The following is a 15,519-nucleotide window of genomic DNA, read 5'->3' as shown; positions in this document are numbered from 1 at the left end:
CTAGAAATTATTTAACTAATGCCTCTTTGAACATAGATGAGGCGATGCTTGATGCAATTCCACCACCTACTCCGCCTTCTTCCACTATAACAGCTATAGCTATCTGTGGGTTATCATGAGGAGCAAAGCCTATAAACCAAGAATGAGGCTCTTTATTGCTTCCTCCTGTTGAATGTTCCGCCGTACCAGTTTTACCACACACATCTATTCCATATACTCCTGCTGCTTTTCCTGTACCTCTTTCCACTACTGCCTTCATATGATCTTTAATTATTGATGCATTTTCTTTTGAAGTAACCTTTCCAATGGAGTCCATCTTAATTTTTTCTAATACGTCTCCTTTGTTATTTAAAACTTCTTTAACTACATGTGGTTTCATCATAACGCCATCATTGGCTATAGCACTAGCAACTAATGCCATCTGAATTGGTGTTGCAAGTATAGATGACTGTCCTATAGCACTTTGAGCTAAATTTCCTACCTCATAATCCTTTATAGATGGAAATTTACTATTTTCTATTACTATCCCATCGCTAGGAATATTTTTATTAAAATAAAATTTTTCCGCTATACTTTTTAGCTTGTCATTGCCAAGCTCCATTCCTAATGTACCATAAACTACATTACTTGAGTTAACCGTAGCTTCTTTCAAGTTTATATCTCCTAACACTACGCCATTATAATTTCTTAAGGACTCTTTTGGATTAAATACCAAAACACCTCTGTCCTCAAAAACTCTATTATTCACATCTGTAATGTTCTCAAGAGCACTCACCGCAGTTACCACTTTAAATATAGAACCTGGAGGATATAATCCTGAAGTAGCTCTATTTAATAACGGATTATTTTTATCATTTACGATATCTTTCCACGTGCTTTCTAAGTTGTTAGGGTTAAATGAAGGTTTAGAAATAAGTGCTAATATTTCGCCACTCTTAGGGTCCATTGCTACTATAGATCCTTTTCTATCTCCTAACAAATCCCACCCTAACTTTTGAAGGTTATAATCCAAAGTTGTCTTAATACTGCTTCCGTACTTTTCCTTATCATTTTTATTTATATCAATTAATTTAAATATGGTATCTTTTATGCTTACGCTAGATAATTCTTTATCATATCTTCTTTCTATTCCTGAAAGTCCGTAGCTGATATCTATATATCCTATAGGATGAGCAAACATTGCCCCTTCAGTATATTCTCTTTTTTGATGGTCTTTATCTACTCTAGTACTTTTAGCTAAAACCTTCATATTTCTATCAAATATGCTTCCTCTTAAAACCTCATTTTTCTTAGCCCATATTCTTCTTTGATTATATTGACTCCCTACAATTTTAGGAGCAACAATTATTTCAAAGTATGTTATATATGATATAAGAGCTATAAAACATACTAGAAAAACCATTGTAACTTTTTTAATATTATTCGAAATATTTTTCATTAATATCTACCCTCTTCTGATACTTTTTGAATTACCCCAAGTGCAAAGAAAGTGCTCAACATGGAGCTACCTCCATAACTTACTAATGGTAACGTAATTCCTGTTAGTGGTATGGCGTTCATTACTCCACCTACAATAACCAATACCTGACAAGCTATCATGGAACTTAAACCCACCGTAACAAGTTGTGAAAACTTATCCTCTGCATAAATAGCTGCTCTCATGCACCTATAGAATAATAAAAAATTTAAAAGCACTAAGGCAAATCCAGTGAGTATGCCTAATTCCTCGCATATTACTGAAAATATAAAATCCGTAGTATTAACAGGAATATATTTAGGGTACCCGTTTCCTAAACCTACTCCTGTTAATCCTCCCGTTGCTATAGCTAACATAGATTGAACTACTTGGTAGCTCTTGTCTGTAGCATAAGGCCAAGGATTTTGCCATATTAGAAATCTTAATCTTACGTGATCAAATAATAGATAACTTATATATCCTCCTCCTAAAAAAAGCACTAAACATGTAATTACATATTTTATTTTAGAAGTGGTTATATAAAGCATAGTTACGGATATACCGAAAAATATAAGGGCACTTCCCAAATCTCTTTGAAGCACCATAAAGCCTAAAGATATTGCAACTATAACCGCTGGTTCAATTAAATCTTTAAAATTTTCATAGTCCTTAAGAGCTGAAGCCAGATATGCTACTAAAAACAATTTACCAAACTCCGAAGGTTGAAAGGAAATTCCTCCTATGGATATCCAGTTTTTTGCTCCGAATACTTCCTTTCCAAAAAGTGTACCTAATGACATAAGAAAAATAGTAGCTCCCATATAAACATACTTATAGCCGCTATATCTTTTCAAATCAGGCAATAATACCACAATGAATATAAACGAAATTACTCCTATTGAAAACCATATTATTTGTTTTATGGCATCAGAAGTATCTATTCTATACAACACAATTAAACCTATAACAGCCAATATACTGGAATATATAAATATATATTTATCTCCCCTTGGAAAGAACTTCCTCACCACAAAGTAGGAGTATCCTACTAAAACACATATAATTATAGCCATAATTATAGCACCTTTGTCAAAGGGTTCTTTTAACATTGCTAAATTTAAAAATCCAGCAATACACAATAAAAATGTATAAAGGAGTAGTTTAATTTCTTCTCTAAATCTACGCAAAATATCTAAACCTCCTACCCTTATCATATAAATTTTAATATTGTATTACCAATCTTAATTATATCACCAGTTTTTAGTCTAGTTCTTTCTTCTATTCTAACTCCATTTATAAGTATCCCATTGGTACTATCCAAATCTTCAATTATATAATCATCATTTTTAATATATACTCTAGCATGGAATGAAGATATATAAGGATCATCTAATATGAAGGTATTTCCTTCTTTTCTTCCTATGGTTATTTCACTTTTTATTGGAATAACTCCACCCTTTTTCAAATTAGAACTATTTCCTGGTTCAATTATCTCAAACCCTGCATTCTTACCAACTGAATTTTTTCTTCCAGTTGATTTCATATCCTTATTCATTATCTTTAAAGAAGTCCATATTATTAAATATATTATGGCTATAATGAATATGGTAAATGCATAACTTATTTTATCCATTAACATAGAAACACCTTCTTTACTTTAGGATTGATATGTATTGAAAAGACTAGCATAGTTTGTATGCTAGTCTACATTAAATTATAACATCTTTTTTAGGTAATGTCCTGTGTAAGAATTTACATTATCACTTACTTCTTCTGGGGTGCCATAAGCTATTATAGTGCCCCCCTTATCTCCTCCTTCAGGTCCTAAGTCAATTATATAATCAGCACACTTTATCACATCTAAGTTATGTTCTATAACCACTATAGAATTTCCACTATCTACCAATCTATGCAATATAGAAATAAGTCTATTCACATCGTCTATATGAAGGCCAGTAGTTGGTTCATCGAGAATATAAAGAGTTTTGCCTGTGCTTCTTTTGGATAATTCGTAAGCTAGTTTAATTCTTTGGGCTTCTCCTCCAGATAACTGAGTAGAAGGCTGACCCAACCTTATATATCCAAGACCTACATCCATTAGAGTTTGAAGTTTATTTTTAATTCTAGGTATATTCTCAAAAAACTCTAAAGCTTCTTCCACAGTCATATTTAATATATTGTCAATATTTTTTCCTTTATATTTTACCTCTAGTGTTTCTCTATTATACCTTTTACCTTTACATACTTCACAAGGAACATAAACATCTGACAGAAATTGCATTTCTATTTTTATTATACCGTCACCCTTACAAGCTTCACATCTTCCACCTTTAACATTGAAGCTAAATCTTCCTGGTTTATATCCTCTTATTTTAGATTCTGAAGTATTTGAAAAAACATCTCTTATTATATCAAACACTCCTGTGTAGGTGGCAGGATTTGATCTCGGTGTTCTACCTATAGGGCTCTGATCAATATTAATTATCTTATCTATATTCTCTACACCCAAAATATCCTTGTGCATACCTGGGTTATCCTTTGATCCATTTAATTTTTTGTTTAATCCCTTATATAGTATTTCGTTAACTAAGGTACTTTTCCCGGAACCGGATACCCCTGTAACGGAAGTAAATACTCCTAAAGGAAATTTAGCATCTACTTTCTTTAAATTATTTTCCCTAGCTCCTTTTATAGTAATCCAATTTCCATTACACTTTCTTCTTTCCTTTGGAATCTCAATTCTTTTTCTTCCACTTAGATATTGCCCTGTAATAGACCTTTCATTATTAATAACTTCCTCTAAAGGACCAGCTGCTATTACTTCTCCACCATGTTCTCCTGCTCCTGGGCCAATATCCACTATAAAATCCGCCTCTCTTATAGTATCTTCATCATGCTCTACTACTATTAAAGTATTTCCTAAGCTTTTTAAATGCTTTAAAGTAGCAATTAATCTATCATTATCCCTTTGATGAAGTCCTATACTTGGCTCATCTAGTATATATAAAACCCCTACTAAGCTTGAGCCTATTTGAGTAGCTAGTCTAATTCTCTGAGCTTCTCCTCCAGAAAGAGTTCCTGCTGTTCTGGATAGATTTAAATAGTCTAATCCTACATCTATTAAAAAATTTAACCTACTCTTTATTTCCTTCAGTACTTGATTACTTATTATTTGTTCTTTTTCGGAGAGTTTAACGCTATTAATGAATTTTAATTCCTCCTTGATAGACAAAGCGCAAAATTCATATATATTCTTATCTCCTACTGTTGCAGCTAAAGCTTCCGGTTTTAGTCTAGCTCCACCACATTTTGGACACGGATTATTGCTCATATAGGATTCCACTTCTTCTTTTATATAATCTGAATTTGTTTCAAAATATCTTCTCTTCAAATTATTTATAACCCCTTCGTATGCATGGTTAAATTCTGAAATCCTATTTTCTTTTTCGTATTTTACCTTAATTCTATCTCCTTTTAATCCATAAAGTAAAATATCTACTATCTTAGGTTCTAAATCCTTTATAGGAGCATCTAAGGTAAAATTATATTCCTTTGATAGAGCTGTTAGTATACTATACGTCCATGAATCCTCTTTTAAGGATCCATTTCCCCATGGCAATACAGCACCTTCCATTATACTCTTACTTCTATCTGGAATGACTAAGTCTTCATCTATTTCTAAAAGAGTTCCTAATCCATCACAATGATCACATTTACCAAAAGGAGAGTTAAATGAAAATAATCTTGGAGCTATCTCTCCTATACTTATGCCGCATTCTACACAAGCAAAATTTTCACTAAATAGCATATCTTCTCCATCCAATACGTTAATAACCACAATACCCTCTGATAGTTTTAACGCTGTTTCTATGGAGTCAGACAGTCTACTTTTTATGTCATCTTTAATTATCAATCTGTCTATAACCGCTTCGATAGTATGCTTTTTATTCTTTTCTAATTTTATTTCTTCATCTTCTAAATCTACTGTAGCTCCATCTATTCTAGCTCTTATATATCCATTTTTTTTAATGTTTTCAATTACCTTTGTGTGTTCTCCTTTTCTTCCACTTATTATTGGAGATAATATCTGTATTCTAGTTCTCTCCGGTAATTCTAATATTTTATCTACCATCTGATCTACTGTCTGTTGCTTTATTTCCTTACCACATTTAGGACAATGTGGAATTCCTATTCTGGCATAAAGCAATCTTAAATAGTCATATATTTCAGTAACAGTTCCTACTGTAGAACGAGGATTTCTTCCCGTAGTCTTTTGATCTATTGATATAGCTGGAGATAATCCTTCGATATATTCTACGTCTGGTTTATCCATCTGTCCTAAAAATTGTCTAGCATAAGCGGATAGGGATTCTACATATCTTCTTTGTCCCTCTGCATATAGTGTGTCAAAAGCTAATGATGATTTTCCCGACCCAGATAGACCTGTGAACACCACAAATTTATCTCTAGGTATTTCTAAATCTACATTCTTTAAATTATTTACCTTTGCTCCTTTTATAACAATTTTATTTATCATAAACGTAAAATTTACACACTCCTCTATTTTCCTTTAGATTTTTTCAACTTCTTTTTTAATTCCAGTACTAAATCCCTTAATTTTGCCGCCCTTTCAAACTGCAAATCCTTGGCAGCTGTTTTCATGTCAACCTCATACTGCTTAATAAGCTCTTCTATATTATCATTATTAGCCTTTATTGCGTCTTCTAAACTATCATATTCAACGCTTTCTTCCCCAACTTTTGTAGCCTCAATAACTTCTCTAATATCTTTGATTATTGTTGTAGGAGTAATGTTATGCTCCTCATTATATTGCGTTTGTATGCCTCTTCTTCTAGTTGTTTCCTTAATAGCTCTATCCATAGAAGGAGTTATTTTATCCCCATACATTACTACCTTACTTTCTGAGTTTCTAGCTGCCCTTCCTATTATCTGAATAAGGGATCTATCCGACCTTAAGAATCCTTCTTTATCCGCATCTAGTATTGCTACCAAAGCTACCTCTGGTATATCTAATCCCTCTCTTAATAGGTTAATTCCCACTAATACATCAAATTCTCCCTTTCTTAAATCCCTTATTATTTTCATTCTTTCAATGGTATCTATATCAGAATGTAGATAGTTTGTCTTAATATTCATTTCTTTAAAATATTGAGTTAAATCCTCCGCCATCTTCTTGGTCAAAGTTGTAACCAAAACCCTATATCCTTTGTCTATAGTTTCTATAATTCTTGAATACAAATCATCAATTTGACCCTTTACAGGTTTTAATACGATTTCTGGATCCAATAGTCCCGTCGGCCTTATAATTTGCTCTGCTATATTAGAGGAATTCTCTAGTTCATAGTTCCCAGGAGTGGCACTAACAAAAACAACTTGATTCAATTTATTCTCAAATTCATGAAACTGTAATGGTCTATTATCATATGCAGAAGGTAATCTAAATCCATAACCCACTAAAGTGTCTTTTCTTGATCTGTCCCCAGCATACATTCCTCTTACCTGTGGGAGAGTAACGTGACTCTCATCTATAAAAAATAAAAAATCCTCTGGGAAATAATCTATTAAAGTCTGAGGAGGAGATCCTGCTGCCCTACCATCTAATATTCTAGAGTAGTTTTCTATTCCACTGCAATATCCCATTTCCCTCATCATTTCTATATCAAAATTAGTTCTTTGTTTAAGCCTTTGAGCTTCTAATAATTTATCAGCAGCCACCAATTCCTTTACTCTTTCTTCTAGTTCCCCTTCTATTTTTCCAATTGCTAATTGAAGCCTATCCATTGAAGTAGCAAAGTGAGAGGCTGGAAATATAGATACATGTTTTCTCACTCCAATGGTGTCACCTGTCAGCACGTCAAATTCCTTTATTTTCTCAATTTCATCTCCAAAAAACTGAACCCTTATACCTTTATTTGTAGAAGCAGCAGGAAATATATCTAATACATCTCCTCTCACTCTGAATGTACCTCTAACAAAATTAATTTCATTTCTTTCGTATTGTATTTCTACAAGTTTTTTTAATATCTCATCTCTATCTTTTATCATACCTTCTCGAAGAGATATAGTAAGATTTTTATATTCATCAGGATTACCTAATCCATAAATACAAGAAACAGAAGCTACAATAATTACATCTCTTCTTTCAAGCAATGCCGATGTTGCTGAGTGTCTAAGTTTATCTATTTCATCATTTATTGATGCATCCTTTTCAATATAAGTATCCGTCTGAGGTAGATATGCCTCAGGTTGATAATAATCGTAATATGAGACAAAGTACTCAACACAATTTTCTGGAAAGAATTCTCTAAATTCTGAACATAACTGTGCCGCTAATGTTTTATTATGGGCTAGAATAAGAGTAGGTTTTTGCACCCTCTCTATTATATTTGCCATTGTAAAAGTTTTACCAGACCCAGTAACCCCTAAAAGAGTCTGAAATTTTTCTCCCCTATTTATTCCTTGAACTAAACTGTCAATAGCCTTAGGTTGATCTCCTGTGGGTTTAAATTTGGAGTGAATTCTAAGTTCTCCCATATACTATTCATCACCATCTTTATTTTTATTTCTAATGTTGTTCAGCACATCCGAAAAATCCTCGTTGTTGAATTTTACTACAACCCTATCTTTTCGTATGTATTTAGGAACAAATACAATCCCTAACATACTACCCCTATTTTCTCTTCCATATAATATTTCTTTTATTTTTCCGCTTTCTTTCTTTATCTTAAAAAGCAAATCTCCTGTGGTTTCTTTCAACATATTTAAAATATCATCTTCGCTTTCTATGGGTTCTCCATTTATCTCTATTAAACTATCACCACTTTTTATATTCATAGAGGCTGCTGGCGAATAAGAAGATACATATAATATTTTCATCCCTTCTTCGCTTACATATTTGGGTTCTCCATTTTCTTCAGAAAATCTTTGAAGTTTTATTAAAGCTTCATGGGCCAATGGAGCAAATATTACTATAAACACTTGAAAGATTATATTTATAGAAGCTAATTGAGCTAAAGCGAATAATATTATGCTATATAACATCACATACAAGCCAGAAGTTAGTGCTTTCTTTTCTTTGCTCTTTGAAAAAGTTACACTATTATATCCTAAAATGGCATAAAAGGGCGCTAATGCTACCATAGCATTTTTTAAAAGATCCTTTGATATAGTAGTCTTTATAATTGGCCACCACTCTGGCATTGGCATGCCATTTCCTGCAATGGCTATGGTAGAAGTATTCAGTATGATAAATATAGCAATTGGCAGCGGCCAATACCTTTTTAGCGCAAATCCACCCGCTATTTTATCTTTCATTTTTGCAAAGACAGGTATAGCTCCTCTGCTTCCATCCAATATAATTAAAAGCCCTTCAACAAAGTGAAGTATTGCTATCATAGACATTAAAGAAGTAATGTCAAATTTAAAGACATCCATTCCTTTACCGCCATTTGCAATTATAAGAGAATTAAGAATGCTTATTCCTCCTAAAATAGCTCCAGAGTAAGAGAAACAGATAAACCTTGGATTAATCATCATCAAAAATATAGAAGTCAAAAATAAAATTTCTATAACAGAATTTTGAAAAAACATTAGTCCTAAATAGGACATAAGTAAACTCCCTAATACCCCTGCAAAGATCCCCATTACAATCTGAGAAATAGTCAATTCAAAAGGGGAGTTTATTTGCTCCCCTATAACCATTTTTTGCATCAGCGATGTTTTCCTGTTTTGTCTATATAAATAAATTCCTAGTATAAGTAAAAACAACATAGAATAGGGACTTGTTAAAGCATAAGAAATAGTTTTTAGGGTATAAAGCGCAATATTCATCACTTATTTCCCCTCTCCAATTTTTTCTTTAACTACTTCTAAAGCTTTTTTAAATTGAGGATCATTTTCTCTCTCATAAGGTTTCTTCATTAACTCCTCTGGATATTTAACTTCAACATTAGGAACTATTCCTTTTTTATTTATATCTTCACCTTTTGGTGTATAATACTTAGATATAGTAACCTTTAGTGCAGTTCCCTCACCTGTTTCGAATATAGTCTGCACTACTCCTTTTCCATAGGTTTTTTCTCCAATAAGAGTACCTGCGCTATAATCTCTTATTGCTCCTGCAAAAATTTCCGATGCGCTGGCGGAGTTTTCATTTGTAAGCACTACAAGAGGTAATCCTATGTAATTTCCTCCCTTAGACTTATATTCCTTTTTACTACCGTATTTATCTATAGTGGAAACTACAACTTCTCCTTTAGGAACAAAATTTGAAACAATATCTACACACTCGTCTAGGTATCCTCCTGGATTATCTCTTAAATCAAGAACTAATCCTTTCATTCCATTTCCTTTTAACTTATCTAATTCTTTTTTAAAGGTTTTTGCTGAATCTTCATCAAAGCCAGAAAGCTGCAAATATCCTACACCATCGGATAACATATCACCTTTTGCCATAGATATATTTACTTTTGCTCTCTTTAATTTAACATCAAAACTTCCTTTTCCTTCTCTATAAAGGGTTATAGTTACTTCAGTACCCTCTTCCCCTTTCATCATTCTAACAGCCTTATCAAGGTCACTAGCATCTACATTTGTTCCTTCTACCTTCTGTATTTCGTCCCCTGCCATTATTCCAGCTTTTATAGCCGGTGAGCCTTCAAACACATCTATAATCTTAATTTTATCTTCTTTAGCTTGAACTACTAGCCCAACGCCACTATAGTTGCCTGCCGAATGTTCATTGAATTCTTTGTATTCCTCTTTATTCATGTAAACTGTATAAGGATCTTTCAATGATGCCGCCAATCCCTTAATAGCACCCTCTTGTAAATGAGAGTTCTCTATTTCACCAACATATCTCTCATGTATAATTTCATTTACAACCAACAGTCTATAAAACTGTTCCAGTCTATTAAAATCTTGTTTATTCACTATTACCTTTCCATTAGGTAATAATAATGGGAATGTAGTAAGGCCTATAAAAGTTAGAGCATTGGTAAATATTACTGCCGCAACAGTCCATCCTATCCACTTCTTCTTATTCATCTCTCACACTCCTAATAATAAAAACTACTTAAGTATATGCACATAATAAATAATTATAACATTTAACACCCTACCTTACAAAGTAGGGTGTTAAATATATTATTTTCTAAAATTTTATTTTTAAACTGCAAGGAATTTCCTTATGGATAATATACTTCCCAAAGCTCCTATAATCATTCCTAAAATTATAAATTGCCAAGACATGGTTTGTACAACAAAGAAAGGTTCTATAAATTTTATCATAAACATAGTTGCATTTATTTTATTATAAAGGAATGTATAAGCATAATATAACATTACACATCCAATAATCGAACCGCCCAATCCAATAATCATTCCTTCAATGATAAAAGGCCATCTTATAAACCAGTCTGTAGCGCCTATAAATTTCATTATACTTATTTCTTTTCTTCTTGAATAAACAGTTAGTTTTATTGTGTTCCCAATCAAGAATAATGAAACTCCAATCAACACTATAAACAAAGCTATGCCTATCCATTTTATAGTATTAGTAATTTTTATAATGGTATCTACTATTTTTCTTCCCTCTCTAATTTCCTGTATGCCTTCCATATCCTTTATTTCATCTACAACCTTTGTAACTGCCTCTGGTGCTTTTACCTTAATAATATAGGAATTTGGAAGGGGATTTTCTTTTTCTAATCCATCTACTAATGAAGCATTATCTTCACCTAGTTGTTCTTTAAATTTCTTCATAGCTTCTTCTTTATTTTCATACTTTACTTCTGTTATTTCCTCTATGCCCTCAATCTTCGCTTTTAGTTCCTTTTCTTCTCCTATGGTTATATCATTATTTAAAAATACTTTAATTTCCACCTTAGATTCTACATCTTTTATAACTTGCTGCACATCTAAAGCAGCTAGTAGAAAAACTCCTAATATAAATAAGGTTGCAGCTACTGTAGCAGCAGATGCTAAGCTTATTGTCCTATTTCTCTTCAAACTCTTAAAAGCATCTCCTATAAAGTTTTTAAATGTGTTAATCTTCATATTCGTATGCACCTCTCTGTTCATCTCTTACTATAACGCCTTTTTCTATGGCAATTACTCTCTTTCTCATTGAGTTAACTATATCTTTAGCGTGGGTAGCCATAAGTATAGTGGTCCCTGCATGGTTAATATCATTGAGTATATCCATTATCTCTGCAGCAGTCTCTGGATCAAGGTTTCCTGTAGGCTCGTCCGCAATTAGTAGAGAGGGATTATTAACAATAGCTCTTGCTAATGCAACTCTTTGTTGCTCCCCTCCTGATAGTTGATCCGGAAAGACTTTCTGCTTTGAAGATAGTCCAACCATGGATAGGACAGCGGGTACTCTTTTTCTTATTTCTTTTAAGGGCATCTCTATAACCCTCATAGCAAAAGCAACATTCTCATAAACATTCAGTGTAGGTATAAGCCTAAAATCTTGGAATACCATACCTATTTTTCTTCTGTAATAAGGTACATCTTTTCTCTTAAGTTCACCGATATTAACATCATTTATAAAGATGCTTCCATTAGTTGGTTCTACCTCTTTAAGCAATGCTTTTATAAAAGTTGACTTACCTGCTCCACTAGGACCAACCAAAAATACAAACTCTCCTTTTTCAATAGTTAAAGTTATATTAGATAGAGCCGCTACGTTACCATCATATATCTTACTTACATTTTTAAATTCAATCATATGTTAATCGCTCCTCTTTTTTTTACAAAATTAGTGAGACAAATTTCATTATTGTTATTATAACACAATAAACGTCTATTTTTGTATAAATAAATTATAGAAATAAAATGCAAAAAATGCAAAAAATAATTTGAACTACAAAAAAAGAGTTAAGTACTTAACTCTTTTTTGTATTCTAGTTTTTTCTATTCTTCTCCAGCTATATCTTTAAATCCTTCACCTAATACTTCGTGAACGTCTCCAACAGTTATGAATGCTTTTTCATCCACTTCTTTTATATATTCTTTTAATCTAATAAATTCTCTCCTGCTAAGTACAGTATATAAAATATAGGTTTCTTTATGGGTGTACGCTCCTATTCCATTGATAAATGTACATCCTCTCTCCAGTTCATCTATTATAAACTTGCTTATTTCTTCACATTTATCACTTATTATCATAATTTGTTTGCATATGTTTAGCCCTTCAATCATAAAATCAATTACAAATCCATTGAATAGAACACTTAACAATGAATACATACCTATTTCTATACCGAAAGAAATTGCTGAAAAAACTGTTATTATGAAATCTACAGCAAGAAGTGATTTTCCGATAGGTATATTCATAAATTTGCTAGCAATTTTAGCAATTATATCGGTACCACCTGTAGAAGCATTTTGATTAAACGTAATTCCCATACCAATGCCAGATATTATAGTACCAAAAGCAAAAGCTAAAAATAAATTATCAGTTAATGGCTCCGTGCTTTTTAGTACATTTTCCAATAACCATATAAATCCTGATAAACTTAAACTAGCGTAAATAGTTTTTCCACCAAACTTGCTACCTATGAAAGTAAAAGCAACCATAAAAAGTATTCCATTCAGAATTAATGATATAAGTCCAATGCTTAAAAACGGAAAAATATTATTAACAATTATAGATATACCTATTACTCCACCTGCTGCTATTTTATTTGGAGCTAATAATAAATTTGTTGACAAGGCAACCATAAATACACCTAGAGTGATAAGAAAATACTCTCTAAATTTTTTCATAATAACACCCTTCTTTTTTCTTAGAATTAATTAATAGAATACCACATGAAATCTTGAATTATTATTGAAAATATTAGAATAAACAATGAAATGAAAAATATAGCAAAGGTTAAATTAAATTTACTATAATAGGTCCTCCATTCCCTATCATAGTTTAAAGGCCTCATGGAGTTCTCATTAGTAAAGGATATAGCTGCTGTAAATAACCCTAAAAAAGATATATATTGTGCAACCCTACCTCCCCAAAGAATGGAATTTAAAACATTTCCTTTGGTAACCATTAAAGTTATAACTCCACCTAATATAAATCCACCTAAAAATATAAATGAAGCTATCTTAATACTATATAGTATATCCTTTATATAATCTTTCATAGTATTCCTCACTCTCATAATCTTAATATAACAAATTGCTTTAGAAGTTTTTCTTCTAAAGCAATCTATTATAGTAACTACTTCAAGCTCAATCCCTTTTTAACTGCTTTAACAATATCTTCAGCTGTTAATCCATAAGCTTTTAATAATTCTTCAGGTTTTCCACTTTCTCCAAAAGTATCTTTTACTCCTACTCTTACCACTGGTGCAGGACTATATTCACTTGCAACTTCACATACTGCAGAACCTAATCCTCCAATTATGCTATGTTCTTCAGCGGTTATAATTACTCCCGTTTCTCTTACTGCATCAATTATAGCATCCTTATCTATAGGCTTTATAGTATGCATATTTAAAACCCTAACTTTTATACCTTCTTCAGCTAATATGTTATAAGCTTCTAAAGCAGCATCTACCATTATTCCTGTTGCAATTATAGTGGCTTCTTTTCCTTCTCTATGTTTTACAGCTTTACCTATTTCGAATTTATATCCTTCAAAATCGTTTATAACTGGTACAGCTGATCTACCAAGTCTTACATAACAAGGTCCATCATATTCTGCTACAGCTTTTATAGCAGCTTCAGTTTCTACTCCATCTGAAGGTGAGATTACTATCATATTTGGTATGCTTCTCATTAAAGAAATATCTTCTACCGACTGATGAGATGCTCCATCCTCTCCTACTGTTAATCCTGCGTGAGTTGCACATACTTTAACGTTAAGTTTTGGATAACATATTGAATTTCTAATTTGCTCAAAAGCCCTTCCAGTAGCAAATATAGCAAAGGTACTTACAAAAGGTATTTTGTCACAAGTTGACATCCCTGCTGCTACAGCCATCATATTCCCCTCAGCTATTCCCATATTAAAAAATCTTTCTGGGCACACTTTTTTGAAATCTGCTGTTTTAGTTGATTTAGATAAATCCGCATCTAAAACTACTATCTTTTCATTTTCTTTTCCAAGCTCTGCTAGAGCTTTACCATAAGCTTCTCTTGTAGCTATTTTAACTGCCATTATTCTTCCCCTCCTATTTCTTTTAATGCCTTATCACATTGTTCTAAATTAGGAGTTGTTCCATGCCATCCAGCTTCGTTTTCCATAAAGGAGACTCCTTTACCTTTAATTGTTCTACATACAATTGCTGTTGGCTTATCTTCTACTTTTCTAGCTTCTTCAATAGCATTTATAATTTCTTCAAAGCTATGTCCATCGATACTTATTACATTCCATCCAAAAGCCACAAACTTATCCGCAATTGGCTCTGGTGACATTACTTCCTTACATGGACCATCTATCTGCAGACCATTATAGTCAATAAATGCAGTTAAATTGCCTAATTTATAGTGTGCAGCGGACATAGATGCTTCCCACACTTGACCTTCTTCTAATTCTCCATCTCCAAGTAGTGTATACACTCTATAACCTTTTTTATCTAATCTTCCTGCCAATGCCATTCCTACAGCAGCAGAAATTCCCTGTCCTAAAGATCCAGTAGACATATCCACTCCTGGAGTTTCTTTCATATTAGGGTGTCCCTGTAAAATTGATCCAATTTTTCTCAAAGTACTTAATTCATCTATATTAAAAAATCCTCTTCTAGCTAAAGTACTATATAAAACTGGAGCTCCATGTCCTTTGGAAAGTACAAATCTGTCCCTATTTAAATCCCTTGGATCTTCTGGGTTAATATTCATTTCTCTAAAATATAAAGTAGTTAAAATTTCAACTGCTGATAAAGAGCCTCCTGGATGTCCTGAACGAGACTCTGTAAGCATAGTTACGATGTCTTTTCTAATTTCCTTAGCTACGCCTTTAAGTTCTTCTAAACTTCTACTCATCTTTTACCCTCCTGTTTTAAAATATATCTATATTATTACATAAAAGTAAGGGC

13 protein-coding genes are annotated in these 15,519 nt (G+C 32.4%); all 13 read right to left on the bottom strand.

Features of this window, described 5'->3' with window-relative positions; translation table 11 throughout:
- Positions 1-7: 7 nt before the first annotated feature.
- The 13 genes from RYO54_RS12140 to RYO54_RS12080 all read right to left on the bottom strand — a co-directional run bounded on the left by RYO54_RS12140 (position 8) and on the right by RYO54_RS12080 (position 15,466).
- Positions 8-1,438 carry a penicillin-binding protein 2 gene (locus RYO54_RS12140; RefSeq protein WP_315119021.1) on the bottom strand — a complete coding sequence of 477 codons (1,431 nt, stop codon included), beginning with the start codon at positions 1,436-1,438 and terminating at the stop codon, positions 8-10.
- Complete coding sequence (locus RYO54_RS12135; protein WP_399549440.1) at positions 1,438-2,670, bottom strand: FtsW/RodA/SpoVE family cell cycle protein; 1,233 nt, start codon at positions 2,668-2,670, stop codon at positions 1,438-1,440. The genes RYO54_RS12140 and RYO54_RS12135 overlap by 1 nt, the downstream gene beginning before the upstream one ends.
- A complete protein-coding gene (locus RYO54_RS12130; protein WP_315119017.1) occupies positions 2,667-3,095 on the bottom strand; it encodes an FHA domain-containing protein in 429 nt (142 codons plus the stop codon). The genes RYO54_RS12135 and RYO54_RS12130 overlap by 4 nt, the downstream gene beginning before the upstream one ends.
- 75 nt (positions 3,096-3,170) lie before the next feature.
- Positions 3,171-5,993: an excinuclease ABC subunit UvrA gene (gene uvrA, locus RYO54_RS12125; RefSeq protein WP_315119015.1), complete on the bottom strand. Its 2,823-nt coding sequence runs from the start codon at positions 5,991-5,993 to the stop codon at positions 3,171-3,173.
- Between the two features lie 23 nt (positions 5,994-6,016).
- Positions 6,017-8,011: an excinuclease ABC subunit UvrB gene (uvrB, locus tag RYO54_RS12120; protein ID WP_315119012.1), complete on the bottom strand. Its 1,995-nt coding sequence runs from the start codon at positions 8,009-8,011 to the stop codon at positions 6,017-6,019.
- A 3-nt stretch (positions 8,012-8,014) separates the two neighbouring features.
- Positions 8,015-9,307: a PDZ domain-containing protein gene (locus tag RYO54_RS12115; protein ID WP_315119009.1), complete on the bottom strand. Its 1,293-nt coding sequence runs from the start codon at positions 9,305-9,307 to the stop codon at positions 8,015-8,017.
- Between the two features lie 3 nt (positions 9,308-9,310).
- Positions 9,311-10,522, bottom strand: a complete 1,212-nt coding sequence (locus RYO54_RS12110) for a S41 family peptidase (RefSeq protein WP_315119006.1) — start codon at positions 10,520-10,522, stop codon at positions 9,311-9,313.
- Positions 10,523-10,642: 120 nt separating this feature from the next.
- Positions 10,643-11,533 carry a permease-like cell division protein FtsX gene (gene ftsX, locus RYO54_RS12105; RefSeq protein ID WP_315119003.1) on the bottom strand — a complete coding sequence of 297 codons (891 nt, stop codon included), beginning with the start codon at positions 11,531-11,533 and terminating at the stop codon, positions 10,643-10,645.
- Entirely contained in the window at positions 11,523-12,209 is a 687-nt protein-coding gene (gene ftsE / locus RYO54_RS12100) for a cell division ATP-binding protein FtsE (protein WP_315119000.1), read from the bottom strand. The genes ftsX and ftsE overlap by 11 nt, the downstream gene beginning before the upstream one ends.
- Before the next feature lie 185 nt (positions 12,210-12,394).
- Complete coding sequence (locus RYO54_RS12095) at positions 12,395-13,249, bottom strand: YitT family protein (protein ID WP_315118997.1); 855 nt, start codon at positions 13,247-13,249, stop codon at positions 12,395-12,397.
- Between the two features lie 26 nt (positions 13,250-13,275).
- Complete coding sequence (locus RYO54_RS12090) at positions 13,276-13,623, bottom strand: hypothetical protein (protein WP_315118995.1); 348 nt, start codon at positions 13,621-13,623, stop codon at positions 13,276-13,278.
- 77 nt (positions 13,624-13,700) lie between these two features.
- Positions 13,701-14,642 carry a transketolase family protein gene (locus tag RYO54_RS12085; RefSeq protein ID WP_315118994.1) on the bottom strand — a complete coding sequence of 314 codons (942 nt, stop codon included), beginning with the start codon at positions 14,640-14,642 and terminating at the stop codon, positions 13,701-13,703.
- On the bottom strand, positions 14,642-15,466 hold the full coding sequence (locus tag RYO54_RS12080) for a transketolase (RefSeq protein WP_315118991.1): 825 nt from the start codon (positions 15,464-15,466) through the stop codon (positions 14,642-14,644). Before RYO54_RS12080 ends, RYO54_RS12085 begins: the two co-directional genes overlap by 1 nt.
- Between the last annotated feature and the right edge of the window lie 53 nt (positions 15,467-15,519).

The sequence above is a fragment of the uncultured Clostridium sp. genome (assembly GCF_963515715.1).
Taxonomy (GTDB): Bacteria; Bacillota; Clostridia; order Clostridiales; family Clostridiaceae; genus Clostridium_AW.
The sequence above is the reverse complement of the archived record's forward strand: the minus strand, read 5'-3'. Positions and strand labels throughout refer to the sequence as shown.